The sequence below is a fragment of the Streptomyces sp. NPDC045956 genome (genome assembly GCF_056430705.1).
Window position 1 is genome coordinate 48,740 of record NZ_JBWKKZ010000016.1, and the last position, 25,751, is coordinate 74,490.

19 protein-coding genes and 1 pseudogene are annotated in these 25,751 nt (G+C 74.4%); 7 read left to right on the forward strand and 13 right to left on the reverse strand.

Annotation, left to right across the window (positions count from 1 at the left end; genetic code table 11):
• Positions 1–18: 18 nt before the first annotated feature.
• Positions 19–594, reverse strand: a pseudogene (locus AC07FV_RS32520) (Uma2 family endonuclease); the annotation flags it as partial.
• Between the two features lie 173 nt (positions 595–767).
• Here AC07FV_RS32520 and recQ point away from each other — a divergent pair.
• Positions 768–2,780, forward strand: coding sequence for a DNA helicase RecQ (recQ, locus tag AC07FV_RS32525; RefSeq protein ID WP_479091203.1), 2,013 nt, complete (start codon positions 768–770; stop codon positions 2,778–2,780).
• Positions 2,781–2,829: 49 nt separating this feature from the next.
• Here recQ and AC07FV_RS32530 read toward each other — a convergent pair whose 3' ends face one another.
• The 8 genes from AC07FV_RS32530 to fahA form a co-directional block, all read right to left on the reverse strand.
• Positions 2,830–5,559 carry a fumarate reductase/succinate dehydrogenase flavoprotein subunit gene (locus AC07FV_RS32530; RefSeq protein ID WP_479091204.1) on the reverse strand — a complete coding sequence of 910 codons (2,730 nt, stop codon included), beginning with the start codon at positions 5,557–5,559 and terminating at the stop codon, positions 2,830–2,832.
• Between the two features lie 11 nt (positions 5,560–5,570).
• A complete protein-coding gene (locus tag AC07FV_RS32535; protein ID WP_479091205.1) occupies positions 5,571–6,377 on the reverse strand; it encodes an ABC transporter ATP-binding protein in 807 nt (268 codons plus the stop codon).
• Positions 6,355–7,242 (reverse strand): ABC transporter permease, encoded by an 888-nt coding sequence (locus AC07FV_RS32540; protein WP_479091206.1) that lies wholly within the window; start codon positions 7,240–7,242, stop codon positions 6,355–6,357. The genes AC07FV_RS32535 and AC07FV_RS32540 overlap by 23 nt, the downstream gene beginning before the upstream one ends.
• Positions 7,239–8,600: an ABC transporter substrate-binding protein gene (locus AC07FV_RS32545; RefSeq protein WP_479091208.1), complete on the reverse strand. Its 1,362-nt coding sequence runs from the start codon at positions 8,598–8,600 to the stop codon at positions 7,239–7,241. The genes AC07FV_RS32540 and AC07FV_RS32545 overlap by 4 nt, the downstream gene beginning before the upstream one ends.
• Positions 8,601–8,614: 14 nt before the next feature.
• The gene (locus tag AC07FV_RS32550) at positions 8,615–8,842 is read right to left on the reverse strand and encodes a 4Fe-4S dicluster domain-containing protein (protein ID WP_003992261.1); all 228 of its coding nucleotides are present in this window, start codon (positions 8,840–8,842) and stop codon (positions 8,615–8,617) included.
• A 37-nt stretch (positions 8,843–8,879) separates the two neighbouring features.
• Positions 8,880–9,668, reverse strand: coding sequence for a GntR family transcriptional regulator (locus tag AC07FV_RS32555; RefSeq protein ID WP_479091210.1), 789 nt, complete (start codon positions 9,666–9,668; stop codon positions 8,880–8,882).
• A gap of 278 nt (positions 9,669–9,946) precedes the next feature.
• On the reverse strand, positions 9,947–10,885 hold the full coding sequence (locus AC07FV_RS32560) for a M56 family metallopeptidase (RefSeq protein WP_479091212.1): 939 nt from the start codon (positions 10,883–10,885) through the stop codon (positions 9,947–9,949).
• A gap of 331 nt (positions 10,886–11,216) precedes the next feature.
• A complete protein-coding gene (gene fahA, locus AC07FV_RS32565) occupies positions 11,217–12,449 on the reverse strand; it encodes a fumarylacetoacetase (RefSeq protein WP_479091214.1) in 1,233 nt (410 codons plus the stop codon).
• Positions 12,450–12,926: 477 nt separating this feature from the next.
• Here fahA and AC07FV_RS32570 point away from each other — a divergent pair, with 477 nt between their 5' ends.
• From AC07FV_RS32570 to AC07FV_RS32590, 5 genes are all read left to right on the forward strand, one after another.
• Complete coding sequence (locus AC07FV_RS32570) at positions 12,927–14,111, forward strand: DegT/DnrJ/EryC1/StrS family aminotransferase (RefSeq protein WP_479091288.1); 1,185 nt, start codon at positions 12,927–12,929, stop codon at positions 14,109–14,111.
• The gene (locus tag AC07FV_RS32575) at positions 14,104–16,653 is read left to right on the forward strand and encodes a lipopolysaccharide biosynthesis protein (protein ID WP_479091215.1); all 2,550 of its coding nucleotides are present in this window, start codon (positions 14,104–14,106) and stop codon (positions 16,651–16,653) included. Before AC07FV_RS32570 ends, AC07FV_RS32575 begins: the two co-directional genes overlap by 8 nt.
• A gap of 697 nt (positions 16,654–17,350) precedes the next feature.
• Positions 17,351–19,174 (forward strand): glycosyltransferase, encoded by a 1,824-nt coding sequence (locus tag AC07FV_RS32580; protein ID WP_479091216.1) that lies wholly within the window; start codon positions 17,351–17,353, stop codon positions 19,172–19,174.
• A gap of 36 nt (positions 19,175–19,210) precedes the next feature.
• Complete coding sequence (locus AC07FV_RS32585; RefSeq protein ID WP_479091218.1) at positions 19,211–19,663, forward strand: hypothetical protein; 453 nt, start codon at positions 19,211–19,213, stop codon at positions 19,661–19,663.
• Positions 19,660–20,793, forward strand: a complete 1,134-nt coding sequence (locus AC07FV_RS32590) for a glycosyl hydrolase (protein ID WP_479091219.1) — start codon at positions 19,660–19,662, stop codon at positions 20,791–20,793. The genes AC07FV_RS32585 and AC07FV_RS32590 overlap by 4 nt, the downstream gene beginning before the upstream one ends.
• 22 nt (positions 20,794–20,815) lie before the next feature.
• Here the strand turns inward: AC07FV_RS32590 and AC07FV_RS32595 are convergent, their stop codons facing one another.
• The 3 genes from AC07FV_RS32595 to AC07FV_RS32605 all read right to left on the reverse strand — a co-directional run bounded on the left by AC07FV_RS32595 (position 20,816) and on the right by AC07FV_RS32605 (position 24,130).
• Positions 20,816–21,571: a polysaccharide deacetylase family protein gene (locus tag AC07FV_RS32595; protein ID WP_479091289.1), complete on the reverse strand. Its 756-nt coding sequence runs from the start codon at positions 21,569–21,571 to the stop codon at positions 20,816–20,818.
• 119 nt (positions 21,572–21,690) lie between these two features.
• Positions 21,691–23,037, reverse strand: a complete 1,347-nt coding sequence (locus tag AC07FV_RS32600; RefSeq protein WP_479091221.1) for a glycosyltransferase family 2 protein — start codon at positions 23,035–23,037, stop codon at positions 21,691–21,693.
• A 28-nt stretch (positions 23,038–23,065) separates the two neighbouring features.
• Positions 23,066–24,130: a GNAT family N-acetyltransferase gene (locus AC07FV_RS32605; RefSeq protein WP_479091223.1), complete on the reverse strand. Its 1,065-nt coding sequence runs from the start codon at positions 24,128–24,130 to the stop codon at positions 23,066–23,068.
• Between the two features lie 284 nt (positions 24,131–24,414).
• Here AC07FV_RS32605 and AC07FV_RS32610 point away from each other — a divergent pair, with 284 nt between their 5' ends.
• Positions 24,415–25,224, forward strand: coding sequence for an HAD family hydrolase (locus tag AC07FV_RS32610; RefSeq protein ID WP_432880419.1), 810 nt, complete (start codon positions 24,415–24,417; stop codon positions 25,222–25,224).
• 32 nt (positions 25,225–25,256) lie between these two features.
• Here AC07FV_RS32610 and AC07FV_RS32615 read toward each other — a convergent pair whose 3' ends face one another.
• Positions 25,257–25,748, reverse strand: coding sequence for a transglycosylase SLT domain-containing protein (locus tag AC07FV_RS32615; protein WP_479091225.1), 492 nt, complete (start codon positions 25,746–25,748; stop codon positions 25,257–25,259).
• Positions 25,749–25,751: the final 3 nt, after the last annotated feature.

A 25,751-nucleotide genomic window follows, 5' to 3' on the forward strand; every position in this document is an offset into this window, starting at 1 on the left:
CGGCGCCCCCGGTACGGAGACGGCGGCCAGGTCCAGGTCCATCGGGAAGGGGGCGCTCACCTTCATGCGTTCACGGAAGATGCCCACGCTGGTGTAGGCGCCGGTGGCGGGCTCCAGCTCGAAGGCGTGAACGACGGCGAGGCCCTTCTCGTTCTCCACCCGCCAGTAGTGGTTGATGCCGGCGCGGGCGTACTTGAGGGGCTTGGTCTCGCGGTCACGGGAGAGAGAGTCCGGCGAGACGACCTCGACGGCCAGTACGACAGCTGAGGACGGTACGCGCTTCTGATCGAGACTCGTCAAAGCTGCTTCCCGCAGGACCATCACATCGGGCTCGAGCCCGTTCTGCCGGTCGATGTCCGTGCTGAACCCGCACAGCACGTCGAGTCCCGGCGTGACGACCATCGAGAGCTGTCGGCCGAAGAAGCTGGTCGCCCGCGCGTGAAAGGCCGACTGAGGGCAGGGGAAGACAAGCCCGGCGTCCAGCAGCTGTGTGTGGGGTGGCAGGGCGGAGAGGCGGTCCAGATCGTCAGCGGTCCATCCCCCGTCAGGGGGGACCGGCCAGTTGACGTGCGAAGCCTCGCGGGCAGTACTCATGGGTCCCCGGCCGTCGAAGCGGATTTCGCACCAGGTCACCGGCCGAGCACGGACAGCAAGGGGTGAAGCCTGTGGATAACTCCGGGACTGTCGGCGCGGCCCCCTATCGTGGAGGCAGTGGTCGGGGCAGGACGGGCCAGACGGGCGAGGCAGGGCGTACGGGGGACAGGACGATGGGCGGGACGGGCGTGATCGGCGAGATGGCAGAGACGGCACAGGCGACGGGCGTGGGCGGCGAGGCGCTCGCCGCCCTGCACCGGGTCTTCGGGTACGAGGCCTTCCGCGGCGAGCAGGAGGCGATCGTCGAGCACGTGGTGGCGGGCGGCGACGCCGTCGTGCTCATGCCGACCGGCGGCGGCAAGTCGCTCTGCTACCAGATTCCGTCCCTGGTCAGGCCCGGCACCGGCATCGTGGTCTCGCCGCTGATCGCGCTCATGCAGGACCAGGTGGACGCCCTGCGCGCACTCGGTGTGCGCGCCGGGTTCATGAACTCGACGCAGGACTTCGACGAGCGGCGCGTGGTGGAGGCCGAGTTCCTCGCCGGCGAGCTGGACCTGCTGTACCTGGCACCCGAGCGGCTGCGGTTGCAGGGCACCCTCGACCTGCTCTCCCGGGGCAAGATCTCCCTCTTCGCGATCGACGAGGCGCACTGCGTCTCACAGTGGGGCCACGACTTCCGGCCGGACTACCTCGCCCTGTCCCTGCTCGGCGAGCGCTGGCCCGACGTGCCCCGGCTGGCGCTGACGGCGACGGCCACGCACGCGACGCACCGCGAGATCACCGAGCGGCTGAACATGCCGACGGCGCGGCACTTCGTGGCCAGCTTCGACCGGCCCAACATCCAGTACCGCATCGTGCCCAAGAGCGACCCCAGGAAGCAGTTGCTGAGCTTCCTGCGCGAGGAGCACGCGGGCGACGCGGGCATCGTCTACTGCCTCTCGCGCAACTCCGTCGACAAGACCGCCGAGTTCCTCTGCCGCAACGGCATCGAGGCGGTGCCGTACCACGCGGGGCTCGACGCGGGCACCCGCGCGGCGCACCAGTCGAGGTTCCTGCGCGAGGAGGGCCTGGTGGTCGTGGCGACCATCGCCTTCGGCATGGGCATCGACAAGCCGGACGTGCGCTTCGTCGCCCACCTCGACCTGCCCAAGTCGGTCGAGGGCTACTACCAGGAGACGGGCCGTGCCGGCCGGGACGGGCTGCCGTCGACGGCCTGGATGGCCTACGGCCTCAACGACGTCATCCAGCAGCGCAAGATGATCCAGTCCGGAGAGGGCGACGAGGCGTTCCGCCGCCGCGCGCAGTCCCACCTGGACGCGATGCTCGCCCTGTGCGAGACCGCCCGGTGCCGCCGGGGCCAGCTCCTCGCCTATTTCGGCCAGGAACCGGACCCGGCCGGCTGCGGCAACTGCGACACCTGCCTCACCCCGCCGCAGACCTGGGACGGCACGGTGGCGGCGCAGAAGGTGCTGTCGACGGTGGTGCGGCTGAAGCGGGAGCGCGGGCAGAAGTTCGGCGCGGGCCAGATCATCGACATCCTGCTGGGCAAGCGCACCGCCAAGGTGATCCAGTTCGACCACGACCAGCTCTCCGTGTTCGGCATCGGCGAGGAGCTGACCGAGGGCGAGTGGCGGGGCGTCGCCCGGCAGTTGCTGGCCCAGGGCCTGCTCGCCGTCGAGGGCGAGTACGGCACGCTGGTGCTGACCGAGGACAGCGGGTCGGTGCTGCGGCGCGAGCGGGACGTGCCGCTGCGCAAGGAGACCGCGAAGCCGGCCGCGGCCCGGGCGGCGGGGGGCGGACGCGGCGACCGCAAGGCCAAGGCCGCGGCCGCCGAACTGCCCCAGGAGCTGGTCCCCGCCTTCGAGGCACTGCGCGCCTGGCGCGCGGAGCAGGCCCGGGAGCAGGGCGTTCCGGCGTACGTCATCTTCCACGACGCGACCCTCCGGGAGATCGCCACCGCCTGGCCCACCTCGGTCGAGCAGCTCGGGGGCGTCAGCGGGGTCGGCGAGAAGAAGCTGGTGACGTACGGGGAGGGCGTGCTCGCCGTGCTGGCCGGCCTCCAGGGCCCGGACGCCGCCGCGGCGCCGGCGGCCCCCGAGGCCGACCGGTCGGCGGACGGCTCCCGGCCCGCCGCGGACGACTGGCCCGAGACCGAGCCGGAGCCGGAGCCGGACGACTGGATATAGACGACCGGACACCGGTGCCGTGCGGTGGCGGCCGGCCGGCGCGGCTCGGCTACAGCGCCCTGGCCGCGTAGGCCCTGACGTCGGCGTCGGAGTCGGCCGTCACCGTGGCGAGCGCGGACCGGGCGTCCCGGCTGGTCGCCGTGTGCCGGGTCAGGGCCAGGACCGCGGCCTTGCGGACGTCCGCGTTCGGGTCGGCCAGGGCCTCGGCCAGGGCCGGGACCGCGATCCCGGCGGCCGCGGCCGACAACGCGGTGGCCGCGCCCGAACGCACCTGCCAGGCGGGGTCCCCCAGCGCGTGGGCGGCCCGCGCGGCCGACCGGTCCGGGCAGCCCGACCGGGCGAGGGCCGCGAGGGCGGAGCCCCGGACCAGCGGGTCGGCGTCCTCGGCCAGCCGGTCGAGGGCACCGCCCGGGAGCGGCTCCGCCCGCAGAGCCCCGAGGGCCTTGGCCACGGTCACCCGGACCTCGCGGGACGGGTCGGGGGCGGCGCCCGCGATCAGCTCGGCGGCGTCCAGGGACACCAGGCCGCGCACCGCTTCCACCCGGACGGTGGAGTCAGGGTCCTCCAGCGCTGTCGTGAACGTGCCGGCGTCGCCCAGACGCAGCGCGCGGAGCAGGTCGAGGGCGGTGGCGCGGACGAGGGGATCGGGCTGGGCCAGCGCCCGGGCCAGGGAGTCGCCCAGCGCGGGTCCCGGGGCCAGCGTCTCGGCCAGTTCGCGCAGGGAGGCCGCCGCAGCCTCCCGCACCTCGCCGTCGGGGTCGCAGAGCAGCGTGGCCAGCGCCGGGCCGGTGCCGTCCGGCACGGTCTCGGTGAGGACGGTGACCGCGGTGCGCCGGACGCCGGGCAAGGGATCGGACAGGTAGGGCCGAAGGGCGGTGAGCGGGGGTTCCCCGTCGGCCAGGGCGAGGAGTTCCAGCAGCCGCGGTGAGGCCGGGGCCGCCGGTTCCCGGTCGCCGAGGCCCGTGTCACCGCCACCGGTCGCGGCCGGCGGCACGGGGGCGACCGGCGCCACGTCGCGGGCACCGGCCGTGGAGACCTGCTCCGGGTGCACCTCGCCGAGGTGCCGGGAGGGGCCGCCGACCGGGGTGAACTCGTCGATCGGCACCAGATACGGAGCCACGGGACGGGCCGTGAACTCCATCGCGCCGGAGGGGGACTTGTGCAGGTCGAGATGGTGGAACCAGGAGACGTCGTCGCGGCCGGGATGGTCGAGGCGCTCGTGGTAGAGCCCCCAGCGGGACTCCGTACGGGCCAGGGAGGCCCTCGCGGCCATCTCCGCGCAGTCGCGGATGAAGGTGACCTCGGCGCAGCGCATCAGCTCGTGCGGGGTGCGGGCACCCATCGCGGCGATGTCCGCGCGCATCCGCTCGAACGCCTCCAGGGCCAGCGAGAGCCGGGCACCGGACTTCGGCGGGGCCACGTAGTCGTTCACGAAGCGGCGCAGCTTGTACTCGACCTGGGGCTGCGGTGGCCCCTCCGGGTTGCGCAGCGGGCGGTACACCAGCTCGTGCGCGGCGTGCAGCTGGTCGGCGGGCAGCTCTCCCTCGTAGGGGCGGTACCGCGCGGCGTCCGCGCCGGCCAGGTCACCGAAGACGAACGCGCCGATCATGTAGTTGTGCGGCACGCAGGCCAGGTCACCGGCGGCGTAGAGGCCGGGGACCGTGGTGCGGGCGTGGTCGTCGACGCGGACGCCGGAGGCGGAGTGGCCGCCGCACAGGCCGATCTCGGAGATGTGCATCTCGATGTCGTGCGTGCGGTAGTCGTGTCCGCGGCCGGCGTGGAAGGTGCCGCGGGTCGGCCGCTCGGTGGAGTGCAGGATGCCCTCCAGGGCGGCGACCGACTCCTCCGGGAGGTGGCTGAGCTTCAGGTACACCGGCCCGCGGTCGCTGGCGACCTCCGCCGCGAACTCGGCCATCATCCGGCCCGACCAGTAGTCGGAGTCGACGAAGCGTTCGCCGTTCCGGTTGACCTGGTAGCCGCCGAAGGGGTTGGCGACGTAGGCGCAGGCCGGCCCGTTGTAGTCCTTGATCAACGGGTTGATCTGGAAGCACTCGATGCCGGTGAGTTCGGCTCCGGCGTGGTAGGCCATGGCGTAGCCGTCACCGGCGTTGGTGGGATTCTCGTAGGTGCCGTACAGGTAGCCGGAGGCGGGCAGGCCGAGTCGGCCGCAGGCCCCGGTCGCCAGGATGACGGCGCCCGCGCGGACGGTCACGAACCGCCCCGTGCGGGTGTGGAAGCCGGCCGCGCCCACGGCCCGGCCCCCGGCGGTCAGCACCCGGACCGGCATCACGCGGTTCTCGATGCGGATGCGCTCCCGCATCTCGCGCCGGCGCAGTTGCCGGTAGAGGACCTTCTTGACGTCCTTGCCCTCGGGCATGGGCAGCACGTAGGAGCCGGACCGGTGCACCTGGCGGACCGCGTACTCGCCGTGCTCGTCCTTCTCGAACTTGACGCCGTACGACTCCAGCCGCTGCACCATGGCGAAACCGCGGTTCGCGGTCTGGCGGACGGTGGACTGGTCGACGATGCCGTCGTTGGCGCGGGTGATCTCGGCGACGTAGTCGTCGGGTTCGGCCCGGCCGGGGACGACCGCGTTGTTGACGCCGTCCATGCCCATGGCGAGGGCCCCGGAGTGGCGGACGTGCGCCTTCTCCAGCAGCAGTACGTTCGCGCCGTGCTCGGCGGCGGTCAGTGCCGCCATGGTGCCGGCGGTGCCGCCGCCGATGACGAGGACGTCGCAGGAGAGTTCTTCGGCGTCGGTGAGGGCGGGGATCTCCACCAGAGGGCCTTTCAGGTGCCGAGGGAGGGGCCGAGGGAGGCCAGGACGTCACGACGCAGCGCCAGGCGCGCCGGGTCGCCGTGGGCCGCCCGGTCCCGGGGGCGGGGCACGTCCCGTACGGCGGTGAGGTGTCCGGCGCCGAGCAGGGCGACCCGGTCGCCGAGGAAGAGGGCCTCGTCCACGTCGTGGGTGACGAAGACGACGGTCGCGCCCGTGCCGTGCAACACCTCCACCAGGAGGTCCTGCATGCCGGAGCGGGTCTGGGCGTCCAGGGCGCCGAAGGGCTCGTCCATCAGGACGGCGCGGGGGCGCCCGGCGAGGGCGCGGGCGAGCTGGGCGCGCTGGCGCTGGCCTCCGGACACGCGGTGCGGCACCTGCCGTGCCTGTGCGCCGAGGCCGACCCGGTCGAGCCAGGCCGCCGCCTGCTCCCGGCGTTCCGCGCGGGGCACGCCCTGGATGGCCAGGGGGAGTTCGACGTTGGCGCGCAGGGTGCGCCAGGGCAGGAGGGCGTCCTCCTGGAAGACCAGCGCGCGGTCCGCGGCCGGCCCGCTGATGGGCTGTCCGTTCTGTTCCACCGCCCCGGCCAGCGGCGGCAGCAGTCCGGCCAGCGTGCGCAGCAGCGTCGACTTCCCGCAGCCCGAAGGGCCGGTGACGGTGAGGATCTCACCGGGGGCGACGTCGATGTCCATGCCGGTCAGGGCGGGTGCGTCGGGGCGGCCGAGGGTCGCGTCGCGCAGGGTCAGCCGGTTGCCGCGCGGGGAGGTCCGTTCCCCGGCGTGCGGGCGGGTCCCGGGTTCAGTCCCGGACGAGGTGCTCATCGCGTGCCTCCTCGGTGGCGTGGCCCGCAGGTGCGGCGGCGGCGTGGGCGGGCGGGGCGGGAGTCGCGGCGCGGGCGGGCTTCGCGCGGGCGGTGGCGGGGACGTACGAGGTGCGCGGGAGCCAGCGGGTCAGCCGGCGGCCGAGCAGTTCCACGGCGGTGGAGGTGAGCCAGCCGAGCACACCGATCGTGACCATGCCGACGAACACCCCCGGGTAGTCGACGACGGTGTAGTCCTGCCAGGTGCGGTAGCCGACGCCGTACTGGCCGGAGATCATCTCCGCGGAGATGACGCAGATCCACGAGACGCCGATGCCGACCGACAGCCCGCCGAAGACGCCGGGCAGCGCACCCGGCAGGACCACGGAGGCCAGCACCCGCCACCGGCCGCCGCCCATGGTCCGTACGGCCTCCTCCCACACGGGGGCGAGCGCGCGCACCGCGTGCCGGGTGGAGACCAGGACCGGGAAGAAGGCCGCCGTGCAGGTGATGAAGACGATGCCCTGCTCGTTGGAAGGGAAGAGGAGGATGGCGACGGGGACCAGGGCGATGGCCGGGACGGGCCGGACCACTTCCAGCACCGGACCCAGCAGGTCCTCCGCCAGCCGCGAGCGGGCCACGAGCACGCCGGCGCCCACGCCCAGGACGGCGGCGAGGAGGAAACCGGTGAGGATGCGGGTGAGGCTGTCGGTGAGGTCCGTCCAGTAGTCGGACCCGGCCAGCCGGCCGGTGAAGGCGTGCGCCACGTCGGTGACCGTCGGGAACTGCGAGAAGCGCAGCCACAGGTCGATGTCCCGGCCGGTCAGGAGTTGCCACAGGCCGAGGGCGAGGCCGAGCGAGGCGACGCGCAGCGCGTAGCGGGTCATGACGCCCGCTCCAGTGCCTGGTCGTACGTGATGATCCGGGCCCCGCCGTGTCCGGCCAGGTACGCCTGCGCGGTCTCCGGGGCGACGAACGGCAGGAGCGCGGTGCCGTCGGCCACCCACACCGCCCGGTCGGCGAACCACAGGGTGCCGGTCGTGGCGTCGGGGACGTAGGCGGCGCGCACCGCGTCGCGGTGCCCGGCCACGTGTTTCAGCAGGGCGGTGGGTGAGGCGAAGGCCAGGGTCTCGCGCGCGCCCTCGGGCCAGACCTCGCCGGCCGGTTCCGGGGGGCCGGCGGCGAGCCGCTCGGCGTACTCGGCCGGCCCCAGCGCCTTCCTCACGTACCCGTCGTCCACGAAGGCGTCCACGTCCACGTCGCCGGTCAGCCCGGCGTCCTTGAGGATCGCCACGTCCTCCTTGAGGGCCGCGACGAGCTGGGGCCTGATCGCCGGGTCGAAGGTGGCGATGCCCTGGGCGCCGTTGTAGAGGTACACGGCCTCGGCGGGCAGGCCGGTGGCCTTCGCGACCTTCTCGGCGGCGGTCACGGGGTGCGAGCGGAGGTAGTCGGTCGCCTGGGCCTGCGCCTTCAGGAACGCCTCCAGCACGGCCGGGCGCCGCTTCGCGAAGTCCTCCCGGGCGGTCACGCCGTGGAAGGTGGGCAGGTCGAGCCGCGCGCCGTCGTACAGCGCCTTCGCCTTGCCCTGGTGGGCGAGGAGGCCGGGCCAGGCGACGAACTGCGACAGGGCGTCGGCGCTGCCCGACGAGAGGGCCGAGGCGCCGACGGCGGGCTCCTGGTTGAGCTTCTCGATGTCCTCGGCCGGGTCGAGGCCGGCGCGCCGCAGGGCGCGGACGAGGGTGCCGTCGGCGGCCGAGCCCACGCTCGTCGAGACCTTCTTTCCCTTGAGGTCCTCCAGGGAGGTGAGCCGTGAACCGGGTGCGGTGACGATGGTGTTGAGGCCGCCGCGCAGGTTGTAGCCGGTGACCGACACCAGGCGGGTCGGCTTGCCGAGCTGCTTGCCGCGGGCCGCGTTGATGAGGAGGGGGAAGTCGCCCATCGAGCCGATGTCGATCTTCCCCGCGGTCATCTGGGCGGTGATGGGGGCGCCGGTCGCGTAGTCCTGCCACTTCACCTTGTAGGTGCGGCCGTCGCCGAGGGCGTTGAGCCGCTTCTCGAAATAGCCGAGGGAGCGCAGCAGGGTGCCGGCGGTGACCGTGTTGATGGTCCGGGACTGGTAGCCGACGGTCACCGTGACGGTGGATCCGTCCCCGTCGGCCGAGGCGTCGCCGCCGCAGGCGGTCAGGGGGAGGAGCAGCGCGGCGGCGGCCGCGGCCGCGGTGATGCCGGTGCGGGTCTCTTTCACGGGATGCGGGCCTCTCACCGGAGCAGGTAGGGCATGTTGACCGTGACGGCCCCCGTGGGGCAGCGGGCCGCGCACGGGCCGCAGTACCAGCACTCGTCGACGTGCATGTAGGCCTTGCCGTTGCGCTCGTCGATGGCCAGCGAGTCCAGCGGGCACATGTCCACGCAGAGGGTGCAGCCGTCGATGCACTTCGACTCGTCGATGGTCACGGGCACGTCGGCCCGCTGGGGCGCCAAGGGCATGGCTGTCTCCAGGAAGGTGCGAGGGAAGGTGCGCGGGCTAAGCGGACCGGTGGAGCAGGCCGCTCATCGCGATGCGGTCGCCGCGGAAGCGGATGAACTCCAGGTCCACCGGCCGGCCGTCCGCGAGGTGGGTGAGCCGTTCCAGCATGAGGACGGCCGCGCCCCGCGGGGTCTCGAGCACGGCGGCGGAGTGCGCGTCGGCGCTGACGGCCTCCAGGTTGATCTCGGCGTGGCCTAGCGGCATGCCGGTGACGGACTCCAGCAGGTGGAAGACGTCGTTGTTCTCGAGGTCGGCGCCGAGCAGGGCGGTACCGGTGTCGAGGGGGAGGTAGGTGTGGTCCAGGGAGAGGGGGACCCCGTTCAGGCGGCGCAGGCGTTCGATGTAGAGGACCTCCGCGCCGGGTGGGACGCGGAGGCGTTCGGCGACCGGGGCGGGGGCCGGGACGGGGACCGTGGCCCGCACCTCGTTGGTGACCCGCCCGTGTTCGTGCAGGGTCTCCGCGAGGCCCATCAGGCGGTCCAGCCCGTGGGCGTACTTGCGGGTGGCGAGCACGGTGCCGACACCGGGCTGCCGGGTCACGAGGCCCTCGGCGCGCAGGAGGTCCAGGGCCTGGCGGACCGTGTTCCGGGTGGCGTCGTACTCCGCGGCGAGGGCGTCCTCGTGGGGCAGCGCGCCGTCGGGGAAGGCGTCGGTGAGCAGCTGCCGGCGCAGCAGGTCGGCCAGTTGACGGGCCCGGTCGGCGCGCAGCCGTCGCCGCGTGCGGTGGGCGGCGACGGTGGTCGCGCCCTGGCCGACGTGGTCCCGGAGGCGTTCGGAGGGGGGCATGGGCTGGACCATACCGAGCGGGTGGCGCCCGTGGTGTTGCTGCTTTGTTGCGCCACCGGGGGCTTCGCCGGGCAGGGGGATGAGCTGCGGTTTCACCCGCTCCGGGAGCGAGTTCCGCCACCCGCGCGGGATCGGCCCCCAGGCCGGAGCCGGTGCCGGTGCAGTGCCGTAGCCGGGCTGCGCCGGTGCCGGAGCAGTGCCGCAGCCGGGCCGCCCCGGAGCCGGTGCCGGTGCCGGTGCATGAGCAGTGCCGCGCCGGTGCCGGGTCCACGCGCGGGTCACGCCAGCGCCGTCAGCCCCGGGGCGAAGGTGATCAGCAGCGGGAGGAGGGGGACGAGGGCGGCCGTGGCCGTGGTCAGGGCCCGGTGGCGGGGTGTCAGGCGGGGCGGCGGTTCGAGGAGGCGGTCGACCCGCTCGCCGAGGAGGCGGCGGCTGGAGGCGCAGGACAGGACGCCCCGGTGCTGGTTCAGTTCGATCAGCGCCAGTGCCGTGGTCAGGTGGCCGCAGCGGCGGGAGGCGGTGTCGTCGGCGGACAGCTCGACCAGGCGGTGGGTCTGGTCGCAGAAGTGGGCGAAGAGCGGGACGCGCGGGAAGCCGGTGGCCAGGGCGGTCGACAGGTGCAGCAGCCAGTCGTGGTGGGCGCGCGCGTGGCCGCGCTCGTGGGTGAGGACGGCGTCGAGCTGGTGGTCGGTGAGGCGTTGCAGGGCGCCGGTGGTGACGATCAGCTGGGGCGGGTGGCCGGGCATCCACCAGGCGTCCGGGTACTCGTCCTCCAGAACCAGCAGGGGGCCGCGGGCGGCGGGGAGGCCGGCGGGCAGGTCGGGGGCCCGTTCCCGCAGCTGGGCGCGGGAGCGGGCGCGGCCGCGGCGGGCCTCGACCAGTTCCCGGGCGAGCATGGCGGTGGTCCAGGCGGCGCCGCCGGCCAGCAGCAGGGTGAGGGCGGCGGCCCAGGTCGGGCCGGCGGAGAGGTTGTAGGCCGCGGTCACCGCGGGCGGCGCCGGCGCGAAGAGCTGGGCGCGGACGGTGCCGAAGACGGCGGCGGCCCCGAGGACGAGGGCCGTCAGGCAGCACAGCAGGACGGTGGCGACCAGGCACTGCCACACCCACAGCGCGACCACGGGGTCCCGTTCGGGCCACGCGGACCGGGTCAGCGCGCGCGGCACCGGTACCGCGGCGGTCACGGCGACGGCGAACAGCAGGAGCAGGCAGACGGTCATGCCACGGGCTCCGGATCCTGGTGTCGGAAGGGCGGCTCTGGCTGTGCGGGCTGTGCTGGTCTGGTGCGGGGTCGTTCTGGCGCTGTTTCCGGTGCTTTTGCGGTGCTGGTCAGGTGCTGTGCCGGCACCGCGGTCGAGGCGCGGGGCGTCGGAGCTGCGGCCGGTCGCCGGGGCCCGCGGGTCCCGGAGCGGGGTACGGCTCCGGGCCGGGTGCCGCACTGCTCGGCCGGAGGCGGGCGGACGTGCCGCGCGCACACCCACCGCCCGACGCCAGTATGACGGTGCCGGGCGGTGCGAGTCAGCTGCCGAGGGCGTCTGATCCGGACAGGGGTTACCGGTCGGCCGCCCGTCCGACCACCCGCCCGGTCACCTCGCCGAGGCCCACCCGGACCCCGCCCGGCCCCGGCGCCCAGGCCGAGAGGGTCACCACGTCCCCGTCCTCGAGGAACGTGCGCTTGCCGTCGGGCAGGTCCAGCGGGTCGCGGCCGTTCCAGGTCAGTTCGAGCAGCGATCCGCGTTCGCGCTCGGCCGGCCCGCTCACCGTGCCCGAACCGTAGAGGTCGCCGGTGCGCAGCGAGGCGCCGCCCACGGTCATGTGGGCCAGTTGCTGGGCGGCCGTCCAGTACATGGTGGAGAACGGCGGCTCGGAGACCACGTGGCCGTTGACGGCGACGGAGATCCGCAGGTCGTAGCCGCCCGGCTCGTCGGCTTCCCCGCTCGTGTCGTCGAGGTAGGGCAGCAGCTCGTGCGTGCGCTCCGGAGGCGCCACCCGCGCGTCCTCCAGGGCGTCCAGCGGCGTGATCCAGGCCGATACCGACGTGGCGAAGGACTTGCCGAGGAACGGGCCGAGGGGGACGTACTCCCAGGCCTGGACGTCCCGCGCGGACCAGTCGTTGAGCAGGCACAGCCCGAAGACGTGCTCGCGGAAGTCGCCGAGCGCCACCGGGCTGCCCAGCTCGGACGGCACGCCCACCACGAAGCCGACCTCCGCCTCGATGTCGAGGCGGACGGACGGTCCGAAGACGGGCACGGGGTCGGTGGGGGCCTTGCGCTGCCCGGACGGCCGTACGACGTCCGTGCCGGACACGACCACCGTGCCGGAGCGGCCGTGGTAACCGATGGGGAGGTGCTTCCAGTTCGGGGTGAGGGAGTCGGCGGCGTCGGGCCGGAACATCCGGCCGACGTTCCGGGCGTGGTTCTCGGAGGCGTAGAAGTCGACGTAGTCCGCGACCTCGAAGGGCAGGTGCAGGGTCACCGACGACAGCGGGTGGAACAGGGGCGCCAGGGTCTCGCGGTGGGAGGGGACCGTCACCCAGGCCGTCAGCGCGCGCCGCACGTCGGACCAGGCGGTACGGCCGGCCGCCAGCAGCGGGTTGAGGGTGGGCCGCGCGAGCAGGGAGGCGTACGGCGACCCGAGCGCGTGGGCCGCCGCGCCGGCGTCGAGGACGTGGTCGCCGAGCCGGACGCCCACCGTCCGCTCCTGCGTGCCGGGGATCGAGAACACGCCGTACGGAAGGTTGTGCGGGCCGAAGGGGTCGCCCTCGGGGACGTCGAAGGGGGGCATCGGGTGGTGCCTCGCTTTCGTGCTCGCCATGTGCGCCGTGCGCGCCGGGTGCGCCACGCGATTCGTGGCCCGGCCACACGTTACGGGTGACATACCGGTCTTGGGCAGTGTGGCGTGAGGGGGCGGTGTGGGGTGGGGGAGGGCGCGCGCAGGCGGGCTGACGTGCGGGGAGAGGCCCGTCGGCCGGTACGCCGGGGGTGCGGTGGGGCCGGTGGGGCGGCGCCACCCCCGTGGGAGCACGCCCGCGTGAACGCCGAAGGACGTGGCGCTCCGCTTCCGTCCGGACACGGGAAGTTGTCCACAGGCCGGTACGCAATCTTGACGGAGCGGTGCGAACAGGGCGACTCTGGGCGGGTGCCGGAGGGCCTCGGGGAGGGGGCTCTCAAGGGCACACCAGGGGGGCGGATGGCCATCGGGGAGGCCGGTCCGGGTTCGGTGCGGGATGGTTCGCGGCCGAGGAAGCGGCTCGAGGAGACCATGCGCGGCCGGCTCGGCCGGGAATGCGTGTACGTACCGTCATGCCGTTTCGGGCTGTACGCGGCACTGCGTCACTGGTGCCCGCCGGGCGGCCGCGTGCTGATGTCGCCGGTCGACGACGACGTCGTCTTCTTCGTCGTGCTGGCGGCCGGACTGCGGCCGGTCCAGGCCCCGCTGAACCCCTCGGACGCCTCCATCGACATCGATGCCGTGCCGGGGGAGACGTGGGGCTCGCTGTCCGCCGTCCTGACGACGAACCTGTACGGGAACCCGGACCCGGCGCCCGGACTGCGGGCCCGCTGCGACGCGTTGGGCATCCCGTTGTTCGAGGACGCGGCGCACGCCATCGGCAGCGAGGTGGGCGGGCGTCCGGTCGGAGCCTGGGGCGACGCCTCCGTCTTCAGCCTCTCCAAGCACGTCGGCGCCCAGGCCGGAGGAATCCTCGCGCTCGCCGATCCGGGGCTGCGGGAAGCACTGGAGAAGACCTGTGAGGACCTGCTGCTGCCCCGTCGCACCTCGGCCGAAATGGCCTACGCCGTGCGGCCGTACGCCGAGGCCGCCGTACGCGGGCTGCGGTTGCGGAGGGCCGCCTGGGCCACGATGCGCCTGCTGGGGCGGATGGAGCGCGAGGAGATCCGGATGCCCCTGCGCCCGCGGGAGCTGGCCCGCGCGCTCGCCTCCGCGCCGGACCTGACCGCGCACGACCCGTGGGTCCGGGTCGACATGCACGACTACCGGCTGCGGGCGGGCCGCTTCCGGCTCGGGCGCATCGCGCGGCGGCTCGACGGGCTGGACGACGTCCTCGCGCGGTGCCGGTCGGGGACCGAGCTGCTGCTCGCGACGCGCTGGGCGAGGCCGGCCGGATGGGACGCGCCGAGGGGCGGGGCGCCCGGCGGGGCGCAGCCGTTGTTCCGGGTGCCGCTCCTAATGGCGGACCGGGATGCGGCGGTCCGCGCGCTGGCCCGGCGCGGCATCGTCGTCGGCTACCTCTACGACCCGCCGCTCGACGACTACGCGGGCGCGGACTTCACCGACCCCTCACCGTTCCCCGAGGGGGCGCGCTGGTTCGCGCGGCACGCGCTCCCCGTGGATCCGCTGCGCGCCCGTGCGGCCGTGGCGGCGCTGGAGGAATCGGGGGCACGACCGGCCGAGCTGCCGGAGGGGCTGGTTCCGTCCGGTGGCTGAGACGCGGGTGCACGAGACCGCCGCGGCGTCCGCCGCCGGCGGCTCGACGCTGCCCGGGAGCGGGCACGGCGGCGACTCGCTCTTCAAGAACGCCTACTTCCTGATGCTCAGCACCGGCGTCTCCGCCGTGCTCGGCCTCGGCTTCTGGCTCGTGGCCGCCCGCTACTACTCGGAGGAGGCCGTCGGCCAGGGCTCCGCCGCGATCGCCGCCATGCGGCTGCTGGCCAGCATCACGGCGACGACGATGATCGGCGCCGTGGTCCGCTTCGTGCCCCGCGCGGGCCGTGCGACCGGGCCGCTGGTGTGGCGTGCGTACGCGGCCAGTTCGGTGGTCGTGGCCGTGGCCGCGGTCGTCTTCCTGCTCACCCTGGACCTGTGGGGCGCGTCCTACGCGCCGCTGGGCACCGCGGCGGCGGGCACGCTGTTCGTCGCGGCGTGCGTGGCCTGGGCGCTGCTCACGCTCCAGGACGGTGTGCTGACCGGGCTGCGGAAGGCGGAGTGGGTGCCCGCCGGGAACGCCGTGTTCTCGCTCGGGAAGCTGATCCTGCTCGCCGTCTTCGCGACCACGCTGCCGGTGCTCGGCATCTTCGTGTCCTGGGCCGTGGCCATCGCCTTCTCCACTCTGCCGCTCGGCTGGCTGATCTTCCGCAGACTCATCCCGCGCCAGGCCGCCGCCGACCACGACGTGGAACCGCCCTCATCTCGTGAGATGGGACGGTTCCTGGCCGGGGACTCGCTGGGCGCGCTGTTCAGCCTGGCGATGATCAACCTGCTGCCGGTGATGGTCGCGGTCAACTTCAGCGCCGCGCAGAACGGCTACTTCTACGTGGCCTACACCGTCGGCGGCACGATGGAGTTCATGGCCATCAACATGGCCTCCTCCCTCACCGCGCACGCCTCGCACGACCCGCGCCGCCTCGCCGACGGCGTCCGCGGAGCGCTGCGCCGGATGACGCTGCTGCTGGTGCCGGTGGTGCTCTTCCTGGTCGTCTTCGCCCCGCAGATCCTCGCGCCCTTCGACGCGGACTACGCCGAGCACGGTTCGACGGTGCTGCGCCTGCTGGCCCTCGGGGCACTGCCGCGCATCGTGGTCGAGCTGTACATCGGGGTGCTGCGCGTCCAGGGCCGCACCGGCATGCTGGCCGCCGTGCAGGGCGCCATGTGCGTCCTCGTCCTGGGCAGCGCCGCGCTGCTGTTCACGCCGGCCGGGATCGCGGGTGCCGGCTGGGCGGTGCTGGGGGGCATGACCGTGGTCGCCGTGGGCTGCGCGCCCGGCCTGCGCGCCACCCTGCGGGGCGCCGACGGGGCCCGCCGTCCGGGCCCGGGCGTCTCCGGCGGCCCCGGACCGGGGAGCGAGCGCGAGGCCGCTCCCGGCAGCACGTACGGCACCCGCTGGGCGCGGCTGAACGCCACGGCGGGGTACGGGACAAGTTGGGCGCGGCGGGCGGCCTACGAGGACGGGCGGTCCGGCGGGGCGGCGCGGGAGGACACGGTCGCGCTATTCATCGGGCGCCCGGGTTACGAACGGGAGGCCCTGGAGGCGGACACCCTCGCGGTGATCGTCCGGCGGCCCAGGGGCCCCGGGGCCGAGGCCGAGGCCGGGCCCGGGAAAGCGCGACCGGCGTCCCCCGAGCCCCGCGTCGAGCAGGCCGCGGGGCCCGCACCGGCGGACGTGGAGCCCGGCCCCGGCGCGGGTTCCCGCACCGCCGCCGGCCCGGGAGACGGCGGCCCCGGCGGCGACCCCGTGGCCGGCCCTGCCGAGAGCCCCGTGAGCGGCCTCGACGACGGCCCCGGCCGCAGTCCCGGCCTCGACCACAGCGGCGTTCCCTCCGACGGTGCCGGGTGCGGCGAGGCCGACGACTCCGGGCCGTTCCCCGAGCGGCGGCTCCGGTCGGTGCTGTGGCTGCTGGTGGGCATCGCCGCGATGGTCCTTCTGGTGGCGGCGCGCGGGCTGCCCTGGCTGAGCGACGCGTCCGGGGCCGGAGCCGAGCTGACCGGGCGGGCGCTGCTGCGGGGGCTGCCCCTGCCGGCGCTGGTCGCGGGGGCCCTGCTGCTCGTGGTGTTCGTGGCGTCCGTGACCCTGTGCGCCTCGCCGGACCCCTGGCTGCCCGGCACCGCGTTGGGAGCCGTCGTCGTCGCCCTGCACGCGGCCCCCGTCGCCCTCGGCCACGAACCGGAACCGGTGGGCGGGACGTTCTATGCGGAGGCGGCCCGGTTCCTCGCGGACGCGACGGGTCTCGACGGACCCGGCACGCTGTTGCGCTGGGTCCCGCTCGTCCTGCACCTGCTGTGTCTCGTACCGCTGTGGTCGCTGCTCGCCGCGGCGGGCGGTCGGCTGTCGTGGCAGGCGCGCTGGGGGGTCCTGTATCTCGCCGCGGTGGGGAGCTGGGTCTGGCGTGAGGAGCTCGCGCCGGTCGCGCCGCCCCTTCTCCTGCTGCTCGTTCTCGTCGTCCTGCTCCTGTCGGTGCGCCGCCCGGCCTCCCCGGCGGGCCGGGCGCAGTCCCCGCACCGCACCAGACCGAACGGCATGACCAGGGACTGACCAAGCACGGAGCCGAATCGCCAGGGGGGGAACCGTCGTGCGTCCGCCAACCACTCCGCGGGAGAGATCCGCACCAGAGCCCGCGTCCGGGCCGGAATCCCCGGACGCGCCGGTCCGGGACGCATCGACGCCGTCGGACGCGCCGGTCCGGGACGCATCGACGCCGTCGGACGCGCCGGTCCGGGACGCATCGACGCCTTCGGACGCCCGGACGCCTTCGGACGCCCGGACGCCTTCGGACGCCCGGACGCCTTCGGACGTCCCGGAAGACCGGGGAGCCCGAGAGGACCGGGGAGCCCGAGAGGACCGGGGAGCCCGAGAGGACCGGGGAGCCCGAGAGGACCGGGGAGCCCGAGAGGACCGGGTAGCCCGGGAGCAGCGCACCTCGCGCGAGCCGGTCTCGCCACCCCCGCCCGAGCCCGCCGACGCCACCCCGCACGTCCCCGCCGACGCCACCCCACGCGTCCCCGGTGCCACCACCCAGCCCGAGCCCGCCGACGCCACCCCCCACGTCCCCGCCGACGCCACCCCGCCCGACCCGCCCACCACCGCCTCGCAGGAGTCACCCCCCGCGCCCTCCCAGGAAGCGTCCGCGCGCCCGGCCCGAAGCACCCCCGCGCGCTCGGCCCCGGGCGCCCCCGTACGCGCCCACCGCCCCCCTGCCCAGGTGCCGGCCGGTTCCGCCGCCGAGCCGCCCGTGACGGATCTGTCCGACCTCGCCCCCGCCGCCTGGCCGGCCCGAGCCGCGGCCGCCTGGCCGGCCGTGCCCCTGATCGCCGCGCTGGCCCTGTGGGCCTACGCGATCCGGCACACCGACGTCTCCGCCCTGGACGACTTCGGTCTGCTCAGTGCCCTGCACCCCACCTTCTGGGCCGGCCTCGGGGTGCTCACCGCGGGCTTCTGGGCCACGGCGCGCAATCCGCGCCGCCCCGACGGCTGGTCGCTCGCGTACGTACTCGGCCTGCTGGTGATGGAGCGGGCCACCCAGGCCGTCCTCTACCCGGCCCCGCTGTACGCGTGGGCGTGGAAGCACGACGCGGTCATCGACCACCTGCTCACCTCCGGCGGCCTCCAGACGGCCGACCAGCTCGGGGACATGGCCGTCTACGACCAGTGGCCCGGCTTCTTCGCCGCCCAGGCCGCGCTGGTGCGGCTGCTGGGCGTGGACAACGCCGCGATGTACATGGCCTGGTGGCCGCTGGTCTCCAGCGTCATGCTGCTGCTTCCGCTGCTGCTGATCTACCGGACCTTCACCGCCGACCGGCGGCTGATCTGGACCGCCGTGTGGCTGTTCTGCGTCGGCAACTGGGTGGGGCAGGACTACTTCTCACCGCAGTCCGTCGCCTTCGCCCTGCACCTCGGCGTCGTCGCGGTCGTCCTGCGCCGCTTCGGCGGCCGTGGCGGACGGCGCGGTCGGTCGGGGCAGGCGGTGTGGACCGTACTGCTCAGCGTGCTGGTCACCGCCGTGGTCGTCTCGCACCAGCTCACCCCCGGAATGCTCGTCGTCACGCTCGTCGCGCTGGCCTTCACCCGCCGCCACCGGCACTGGGTCCCGGTGATCACGACGGTGGTGCTCTTCCTGGCCTGGTGCCTGACGGCCGCGCTGCCCTTCCTGTCCGCCGCCATGCCGGACATGATCCGCTCCATCGGTGACGTCGGCGCCAACGTCGAGACCGGCTACGGGGCCACGCCCACCGGTACCGGCGCGGTGGCGACCTCCTGGGCGGCCCGGCTGCTGTCGGGCTCCGTGCTGCTGCTCGCGCTGGCCGGCGTCCTGCGCCAGCGGGTTCTGCGGCGCCGGGCACTGCCGCTGCTGCTGGTCGCGGCGGCACCGCTGCCGATGTTCGTGGCGAGCAGCTACGGCAGCGAGATGATCTTCCGTGTCCTGCTGTTCATGCTGCCGGGTGCCGCGTTCTTCGCCGCCGCCGCGCTGCTGCCGAAGGTCCGCACGCTGGCCGGCGAGGCCGCCGCGCGGGAGGCGGGGGGACACACGCCGGTCACCCCCGCCCGGCGCCGCCGCCTCCCTGTGCCCTCGTTGCGGTACGCCGCGTGGGCGCCGTTGCCCGCGCTGCTCGCCGTGACCTTCGCCTTCGTGCCGAGCTACTCCGGCAAGGACCGCGTCAACTACTTCCCGCCCGCCGAGGTCGCCCTCGTCCGGCAGCTCTTCGACCGGGCACCCGACGACTCCCTGGTCGTCGCCGCCAACCGGAACTACCCGCTCGCCTACGAGCAGTACTGGAGGGTCGACCACTACTGGTTCCTCGACGACGACCGGCGTCACGTCGACGAGATCGTGCGCGACCCGGCCACCGTCCTCGCCCGCGACATGGCGGGCGTGGAGGCGCCGGCCGGCGCCTACTTCCTGCTCACCCAGGGCCAGGTGGCCAACTCCGAGATGAACGGACAGCTGGACGAGACCCAGTTGAGACGCGTCCGGGAGTCCGTGGCGTCGTCGTCGCGGTTCGAGCTCCTGGCGGAGAACAGCGCCGGAGTGCTCTACGCCCTGAGACCGGCGAGCTGAGCCGCCGGACCGAGGAGACCGAGAAAGGAGCGAGTGATGACACCCCAGGACCTCGTGATCCGGATGCTGCCGCCGTTCGGCGGCTGGCTGGCGCTCGCCGCGCTCGCCCTGCCCGACGGCTCGCCCCCGCGCGGCGCCGCGGTGGCGGCCTTCCTGGCCGTCGGCCCGGGCGCCGCCCTGGTCGGCCTCTGCGGCCCCGCCCTGCGGGCCCGCCGTGCCGAGGGCCCCGTGGAGCGCCGGGACACGGACTTCGAACGCCACTCCGAGCTGCTGGAAGGGCTGATGCTGGCCGTCCTGCTCAGCGTGGCCGCCGCGATGCTGGCCGCCACGGTGCTCATCGCCGCGCACGCCTTCAGCGGGGACCGGGTGCTGCTGACGCTGACCCTGCTGACCACGCTAGCCGCGCTCTGCCCACGCCTGCGCGCCTCCCCGACGCCCAGGACGGCGCCCGGGGCGGCGCCGAGGACGCGGAAGGGTTCCACTCTGTGAGGTTCGCCCGTCCCGCCCGCCGCACGTCCGCGCAGCCGACGACGACCGGACAGCACCGCCGTCCGGGCGTCCCCGGGGCCCACGGCGGCCGGCGCCGGCTGCTGCTCCTGTCCGTCACGGCAACCTGCGCGGTCCTGATCGCGGTGCTCGCCCTGCGCGACGCCTCCGGCCCGGCCGGCCAAACCGGCGACGAGGAGTGCCGGCCGACCGCGCTCCTCGAACCGCCCTGCGGCGCCTGGTTCGGCGCCTTCGTGCCGCACGACAAGTCCGACCTGGCCGAGAAGGTGCACGCCTACGAGCGGAAGGTCGGCCGCGGGCTCGACGTCGTCTACACGTACCACGACATGTCCGAGGTCACGGAGACCCGGCTGGAGGGCCAGCTCCTGACCGAGCAGGAACAGCGCGTCGGCGCGGACCGCATGCTGCTGCTCTCCTGGGAGAGCAAGTGGTGGGGCGGTACGAAGGAGCAGCAGCCCACCTGGAAGCAGATCGCCGCCGGCGAGCTGGACGACACCGTGATCGACGTCCAGGCCCGGCGCATCGCGGAGTACGGGCAGCGCACGGGGAAGAAGGTGTTCCTCTCCTTCGACCTGGAGATGGACACCCGCACCCCGGACAACGGCACCCCGGCCGACTACGTCCGGGCCCACCGGCACATCCACGACCGGTTCCGCGAGCTGGGCGTCGACAACGTCGTGTGGACCTGGATCATCACCGGCTACCTGGACCACGCCGACCTGTTCGAGCGGATGTACCCCGGGGACGAGTACGTCGACTGGATCGGCTACAACCAGTACAACTACTACCTCTGCCACGAGGCGGACTGGCTGAGCTTCGCGCAGACCCAGCACGCCACCCACGACTGGATCCGCGCCCACCTCACCGACGACAAGCCCCTCATGCTCTCGGAGTTCGGCAGCGCGTCGGACCCGGAGCGGCCGGGCCGGCAGGCGGACTGGTACACGCAGGTGCCCGGGGTGCTCAAGGACCTGGAGGGGGTGAAGGCCGCCCTCCAGTGGAACTACCGCGACCCGGGACCCCACTGCGACCTGGCCGTGGCGGGCGACCGGTCGTGGGCGGCCCTGCGCGAGGCGGCCGCCGACCCGCACCTCAACCAGCCGCGGGGCTGACGGGGGCGGGGGCCGCGGGCGGTCACCCCGCGAACTCCGGCCCCCGCACCACGGCGCGCCCCCGCCGGTACCAGCGCCAGGCGACCGTCCTGGGCCCGTCCCGGTAGGGGGCCGTGCGCGCGCCCCCTCCCGCCAGCCACGCCCGGACGTCGGCGACCGTGTGGCTCCGCCGCACGATGAGCCGGGCGATGCGGTACCGCTCGTCCCGGTCGGAGCTGAGGGCGTGCCGCACGGCGGTCGCCGTCTCGTACCCGGCACGGGCCGACGAGGCCCGTACCCGCGCGCTGTTGTAGCCGTGCGGGTAGGCGAGATGGCGGACCGGGTGTCCGAGCACGTCCTCCAACACGGCCTTGGAGTCGCGCAGTTCGCGGGCGAGCCCCTTGGCGGACAGGGTGTCGAGCTGGGCGTGGGTGACGGTGTGGCTGCCGATCTCCATGCCGGAACGTTCCAGCTCGGTCACCGTGTCCAGGGTCATCATCGGAGCGGGCGGCAGCAGACTGCGACCGCCCGGTGCGATGGCCCCGGTGGTGAGGTACGCGGTGGCCGGCAGCCCGCGCCCGGCCAGCGCCTCGGCCGTGGGACCGGGCAGGTCGGCGAAACCGTCGTCGAAGGTGAGCAGGACGGGCCGGGCCGGCAGCACCGCCCTCCCGGCCAGTTGGTCGGCGAGCGCACTGATGGTGACGGGCGTCCGGCCGCTGTCGACGATCGCGTCCAGGTGCGCCGCGAACTCCTTCGGGGAGACGGTGAACTCGGCGATCCAGCCCGGCGGGTCGTCCATCACCGCGTGGTAGAGGAAGACGGGTATGTGCCCGGCCGCCGCCCGTACGCCCCCACGCGCCCCGCGCGCCTCTTGCACCCCGCGCGCCTCTTGCGCCCCGCCTGCTCCCGCACCCTCGTTCATCCCGCCTCCCGTCCGATCGTGCGCAGGGCGTGACGGGCGCGCAGGTAGCCGACGGGCCCGTACAGCATGCCCCGCAGCTGGAGCCGTGCCAGGCGCCGCGGCCAGGGATGCGTACGGGAGTCGTGCCCACCCGGCGCCCCCGCCGCGCGGCCCGCCCCACCGGCGGCGGGACCACCGGCCCAGGTCGCGTCGGCCTCGCGCGCCCCGGCCGCACGGACGGCGGTCAGCGCCCGCGCGTGCGCGAGCCCGCCCGGCACCCGGGCGAGGAAGGCGGGCAGCAGCGCGGGCCGGTTCACCAGGATCGCCGTGAGGTAGGCGGTGAGGCCGGCGCCGTAGCCGTAGGCCTGGGTCTCCAGGTCCCGCCAGGTCTCCCGGTGGTGGTGCCAGACCAGGGCCGAGGGGGTGTAGCGCAGCCCGTGCCCCTGGGCGAGGACGCGGACGAAGCCGTAGAGGTCGTCGCCGCCCCGGGCCCGGGTGCCCGCGCCGGTCGCCGGGTCGAAGCCGCCGACCGCGCGCAGCACCTCCGTGCGGAAGGCCATGTTGGCGCCGGAGCCGAAGCGGCCCGCGGTGAACGGGAACAGCGGCTCGTCGGCAGGTGGGCGCCGGGGATCGTAGGTCCGGGGGGCGAAGCCCTTCGCGAAGCCGCCGTGGCTCTCCAGCAGCACCTGGGCGGGGGTGCCCAGCCGCGCGGGCAGGATCAGCCCCGTGGCGCAGCCCAGGCGCGGGTCGGCGGTGAAGGGCGCGGTCAGCTCGGTGAGCCAGCGCGGGTCCGCGACCACGTCGTCGTCGGTGAAGGCGACCACCTCGGCGCGTACGGCCGCCAGCCCCCGGTTGTGCGCGCTGGCCAGCCCGGGGACCGGTTCGCGGACGTACCGCACCCGCTCCCCGTACTTGCGCTCGACCAGGTCACGGGTCTCCGCGGTCAGCGGGGCGTTGTCGACGACGACGATCTCGAAGTCCGGGTGGTCCTGCGCGAGCAGGGAGTCCAGCGCGCGGGCGAGCTGGTCCGCGCGTTCCCGGGTGGCGACCACGACGGCGGCGGACGGCGGTGCGGGCAACGGCCCGGGCGTCGCCCCGCCGGGCACCTCCCGGGCGAGCGCCGCCAGCACCTCCGTGGGACCGGCGCCCTCGGGGACCTCTGCAAGCAGCGTCCCCACCGGCCGCCCCGCCCGCCTGACCAGGAGGAACACCACCCCGGACGTCACCGGCGCGCTGCCCGGCCCCGGTCTCAGCACGGGGCCCCCGTCGCCGAGGTCCAGCTCGGCGACCTGCACCGGCCCGATGCTCAGGAACTCCGCGATCTCCCGCTGTGTCTCCTGCCGCGCACGCCGTGCACCGGCCATGCGCCCACCCCCTCGTGGTTGCCCTTGGTCATGACCGGCGCAGCCGGGCCGCACCCCTGAGCGTCCGTACCGCCAGCGAGGCCAGCCGGGGACGGTCGCGCACGAAGCCGTGCGCGCGGCGGGCCGGTTCGCGGCCGAGCCGGTGCAGCGCGGCGCCCGCTCCCGGGCGCGTGGCGGCGCCCTCGTACACGGGCAGACCACCGGTCCTGAGCGCGTCCTTGTACTCCGCCGCACCCCGGCCCAGGTCCAGCAGACCGATCCCCGCGGCGGCGGCCGCCTCGGCCATGCGCAGATGCAGGACCAGCCCCGGCGAGTACTTGGCGAAGGACGGGTCGTAGGCCGGGAACCAGCACGCCAGGACCGTCGCCGAACGCAGCCCGAAGTGGGCGGCGACCGGCCGGCCGCCGGCGTAGAGCACGGACAGCGTGCCCGTGCACTCCGGTGCCCGGGTCTCGGACAGCCGGGCCACGAGCCGGGTGATCCACTCCCGCGCGAACCGGTCCCGGCGCCCCGTCCTGCGGTACTGCGCCGACTTCCACTCCATCAGCGTGCGCAGGGCGGCCGGCTCGCGCTCGTCGAACACGAAGCGCACCTCCCCGACCTGGCGGCCGAGCCTGCGCTCCTTGGCGAGCGTGGTCTTCAGGAACTTCGGCGACCGGACGCGCAGCGCGCTCTCGTACGCCTCGTACCCCTCCGCCACGTCGACGACGTACGTGGTGTGCTCCTCCGCCGCGAACGGGACGAACAACGCCTGGTCCGCCTCCAGGTTGTCGAAGGCGAAGCTCGACAGGGAACAGGCCCTGAGCAGCCGGCGGGTGTCCGGGACGAGTCCCTCGCGCAGCACCGCGCCCTGGCAGTCCGAGACCCCGAGCCCGATCGCCCGGCCCTGGCCCAGCGCACCGCGCTCGTGCGGCAGGAAACCGGCCGCCTCGCCGCCCTCGTACACCACGGCGACCCGCGCCCGCGGCCGTACCCGGCCCACGACGTCGGTGAACTCCGGCTCCATGAAGGGATTGCGGGGCGCCGCCGACTTGGCGCGCAGCTCCCGCCAGTGCTCCCGTTCCCCCTCGCCCAGCTCCTGTGGCCTGAGCACGCGCACACGTCCGCCGTTCAACCCGACCCCCCGATCAAGTCCCCCTGGACAAAAGGAAGGTACCCCCCGGGGGGCCCGGCCGGTAGGCGGCGGGCCATCTTGTTGCCAATCGGTGCACAGGCCTTGAACCGGCCTTAGGGGAGATGTGCCAGGTTCCGGACACGAACGTGCGTCCTCGCGCGTACTTGCGCCCTACTCGTGCGCACTCGTGCCGTACTCGCGCGTCCTCGTTCGGATGCGATCGCGGGTGAGTCGGACAGGTCCGGTGTCCGTATTCTCTGATCATGGACCGCACCGCGTATTCACTCGTCGCCACCGACCTAGACGGCACGCTGCTCCGCGGCGACGACACCGTCTCCGACCGGTCGCTGGCCGCGCTGGCACGGGTGGCCGAGGCGGGTGCGCGGCACCTGGTGGTGACCGGGCGGCCGGCCCCCCGGGTCCGGTCCCTGCTCGACCGTCTCGGCTGCACGGGGCTCGCGGTGTGCGGACAGGGCGCGCAGGTGTACGACGCCGGAGCGCACCGGATGCTGTGGTCGGTCACCCTGGACCGGGAGCTGGCCGAGACCGCGCTCGGCAAGATCGAGGCCGAGGTCGGCCAGGTGCACGCGGCCGTCGACCAGGACGGCGTCGACGGCCTCACGCTCATCGAGCCGGGGTACCTGATGCCCCACCCGACGCTGCCCGCGGTGCGGGTCGAGCGGCGGGACGAACTGTGGGAGGCGCCGATCAGCAAGGTCCTGCTGCGCCATCCCGACCTCGGCGACGACGCGTTGGCGGCGACGGCGCGCGCGGTGGTCGGCTCCCTCGCCACGGTCACGATGTCCGGGCCCGGGACGGTGGAGCTCCAGCCGTGCGGCATCACCAAGGCGACCGGCCTGGCGCTGGCCGCCGAGCGCCTCGGGCAGAGCCGGCGGCGGACGATCGCCTTCGGCGACATGCCCAACGACATCCCGATGTTCCACTGGGCCGCCCGCGGTGTCGCCATGGCCGACGCCCATCCCGAACTCAGGGCGGTGGCGGACGAGGTCACCCTCACGAACGAGGACGACGGCGTGGCCGTCGTCCTCGAGCGGATCTTCGGTACCTCCTAGGCCGCCGCCGCGGGGGCACCCCTCAGTACGGCTCAGTACGCGCCGAAGACGTTGTCCATCGAGCCGTACCGGTCGGCCGCGTAGTTGCAGGCGGCGGTGATGTTGGCGACCGGGTCGTACGGGTCCCAGGAGGTGCCGGGCACGTGGTACGCCTGAAAGGTCGGGTCGATCACCTGGAGCAGGCCCTTGGACGGGGTGCCGTTGATGGCGTTAATGTCCCAGTTGTTGATGGCGAGCGGGTTGCCGGAGGACTCCCGCATGATGTTGCGGTGGATGCCCTCGTAGGAGCCGGGGATGCCGTGCTGCGCCATGACGTCGAGCGACTCGCGGATCCAGCCGTCGAGCGTGTTCGGGTACGTGGTCGCGGTGGTGGCGGCGGCCGGGGCGGCGGCCGGGGTGGCCGCGGACGCGCCGGTGGCGCCGATGAGCGGCAGGGCGAGCACGGCGGCGCCGGTACCGGCGACGGCGAGCTTGCGGGCGATGCGGGCGGTCCGGGCGTGACGGTTCTGACCGTTGGCAGACATGCT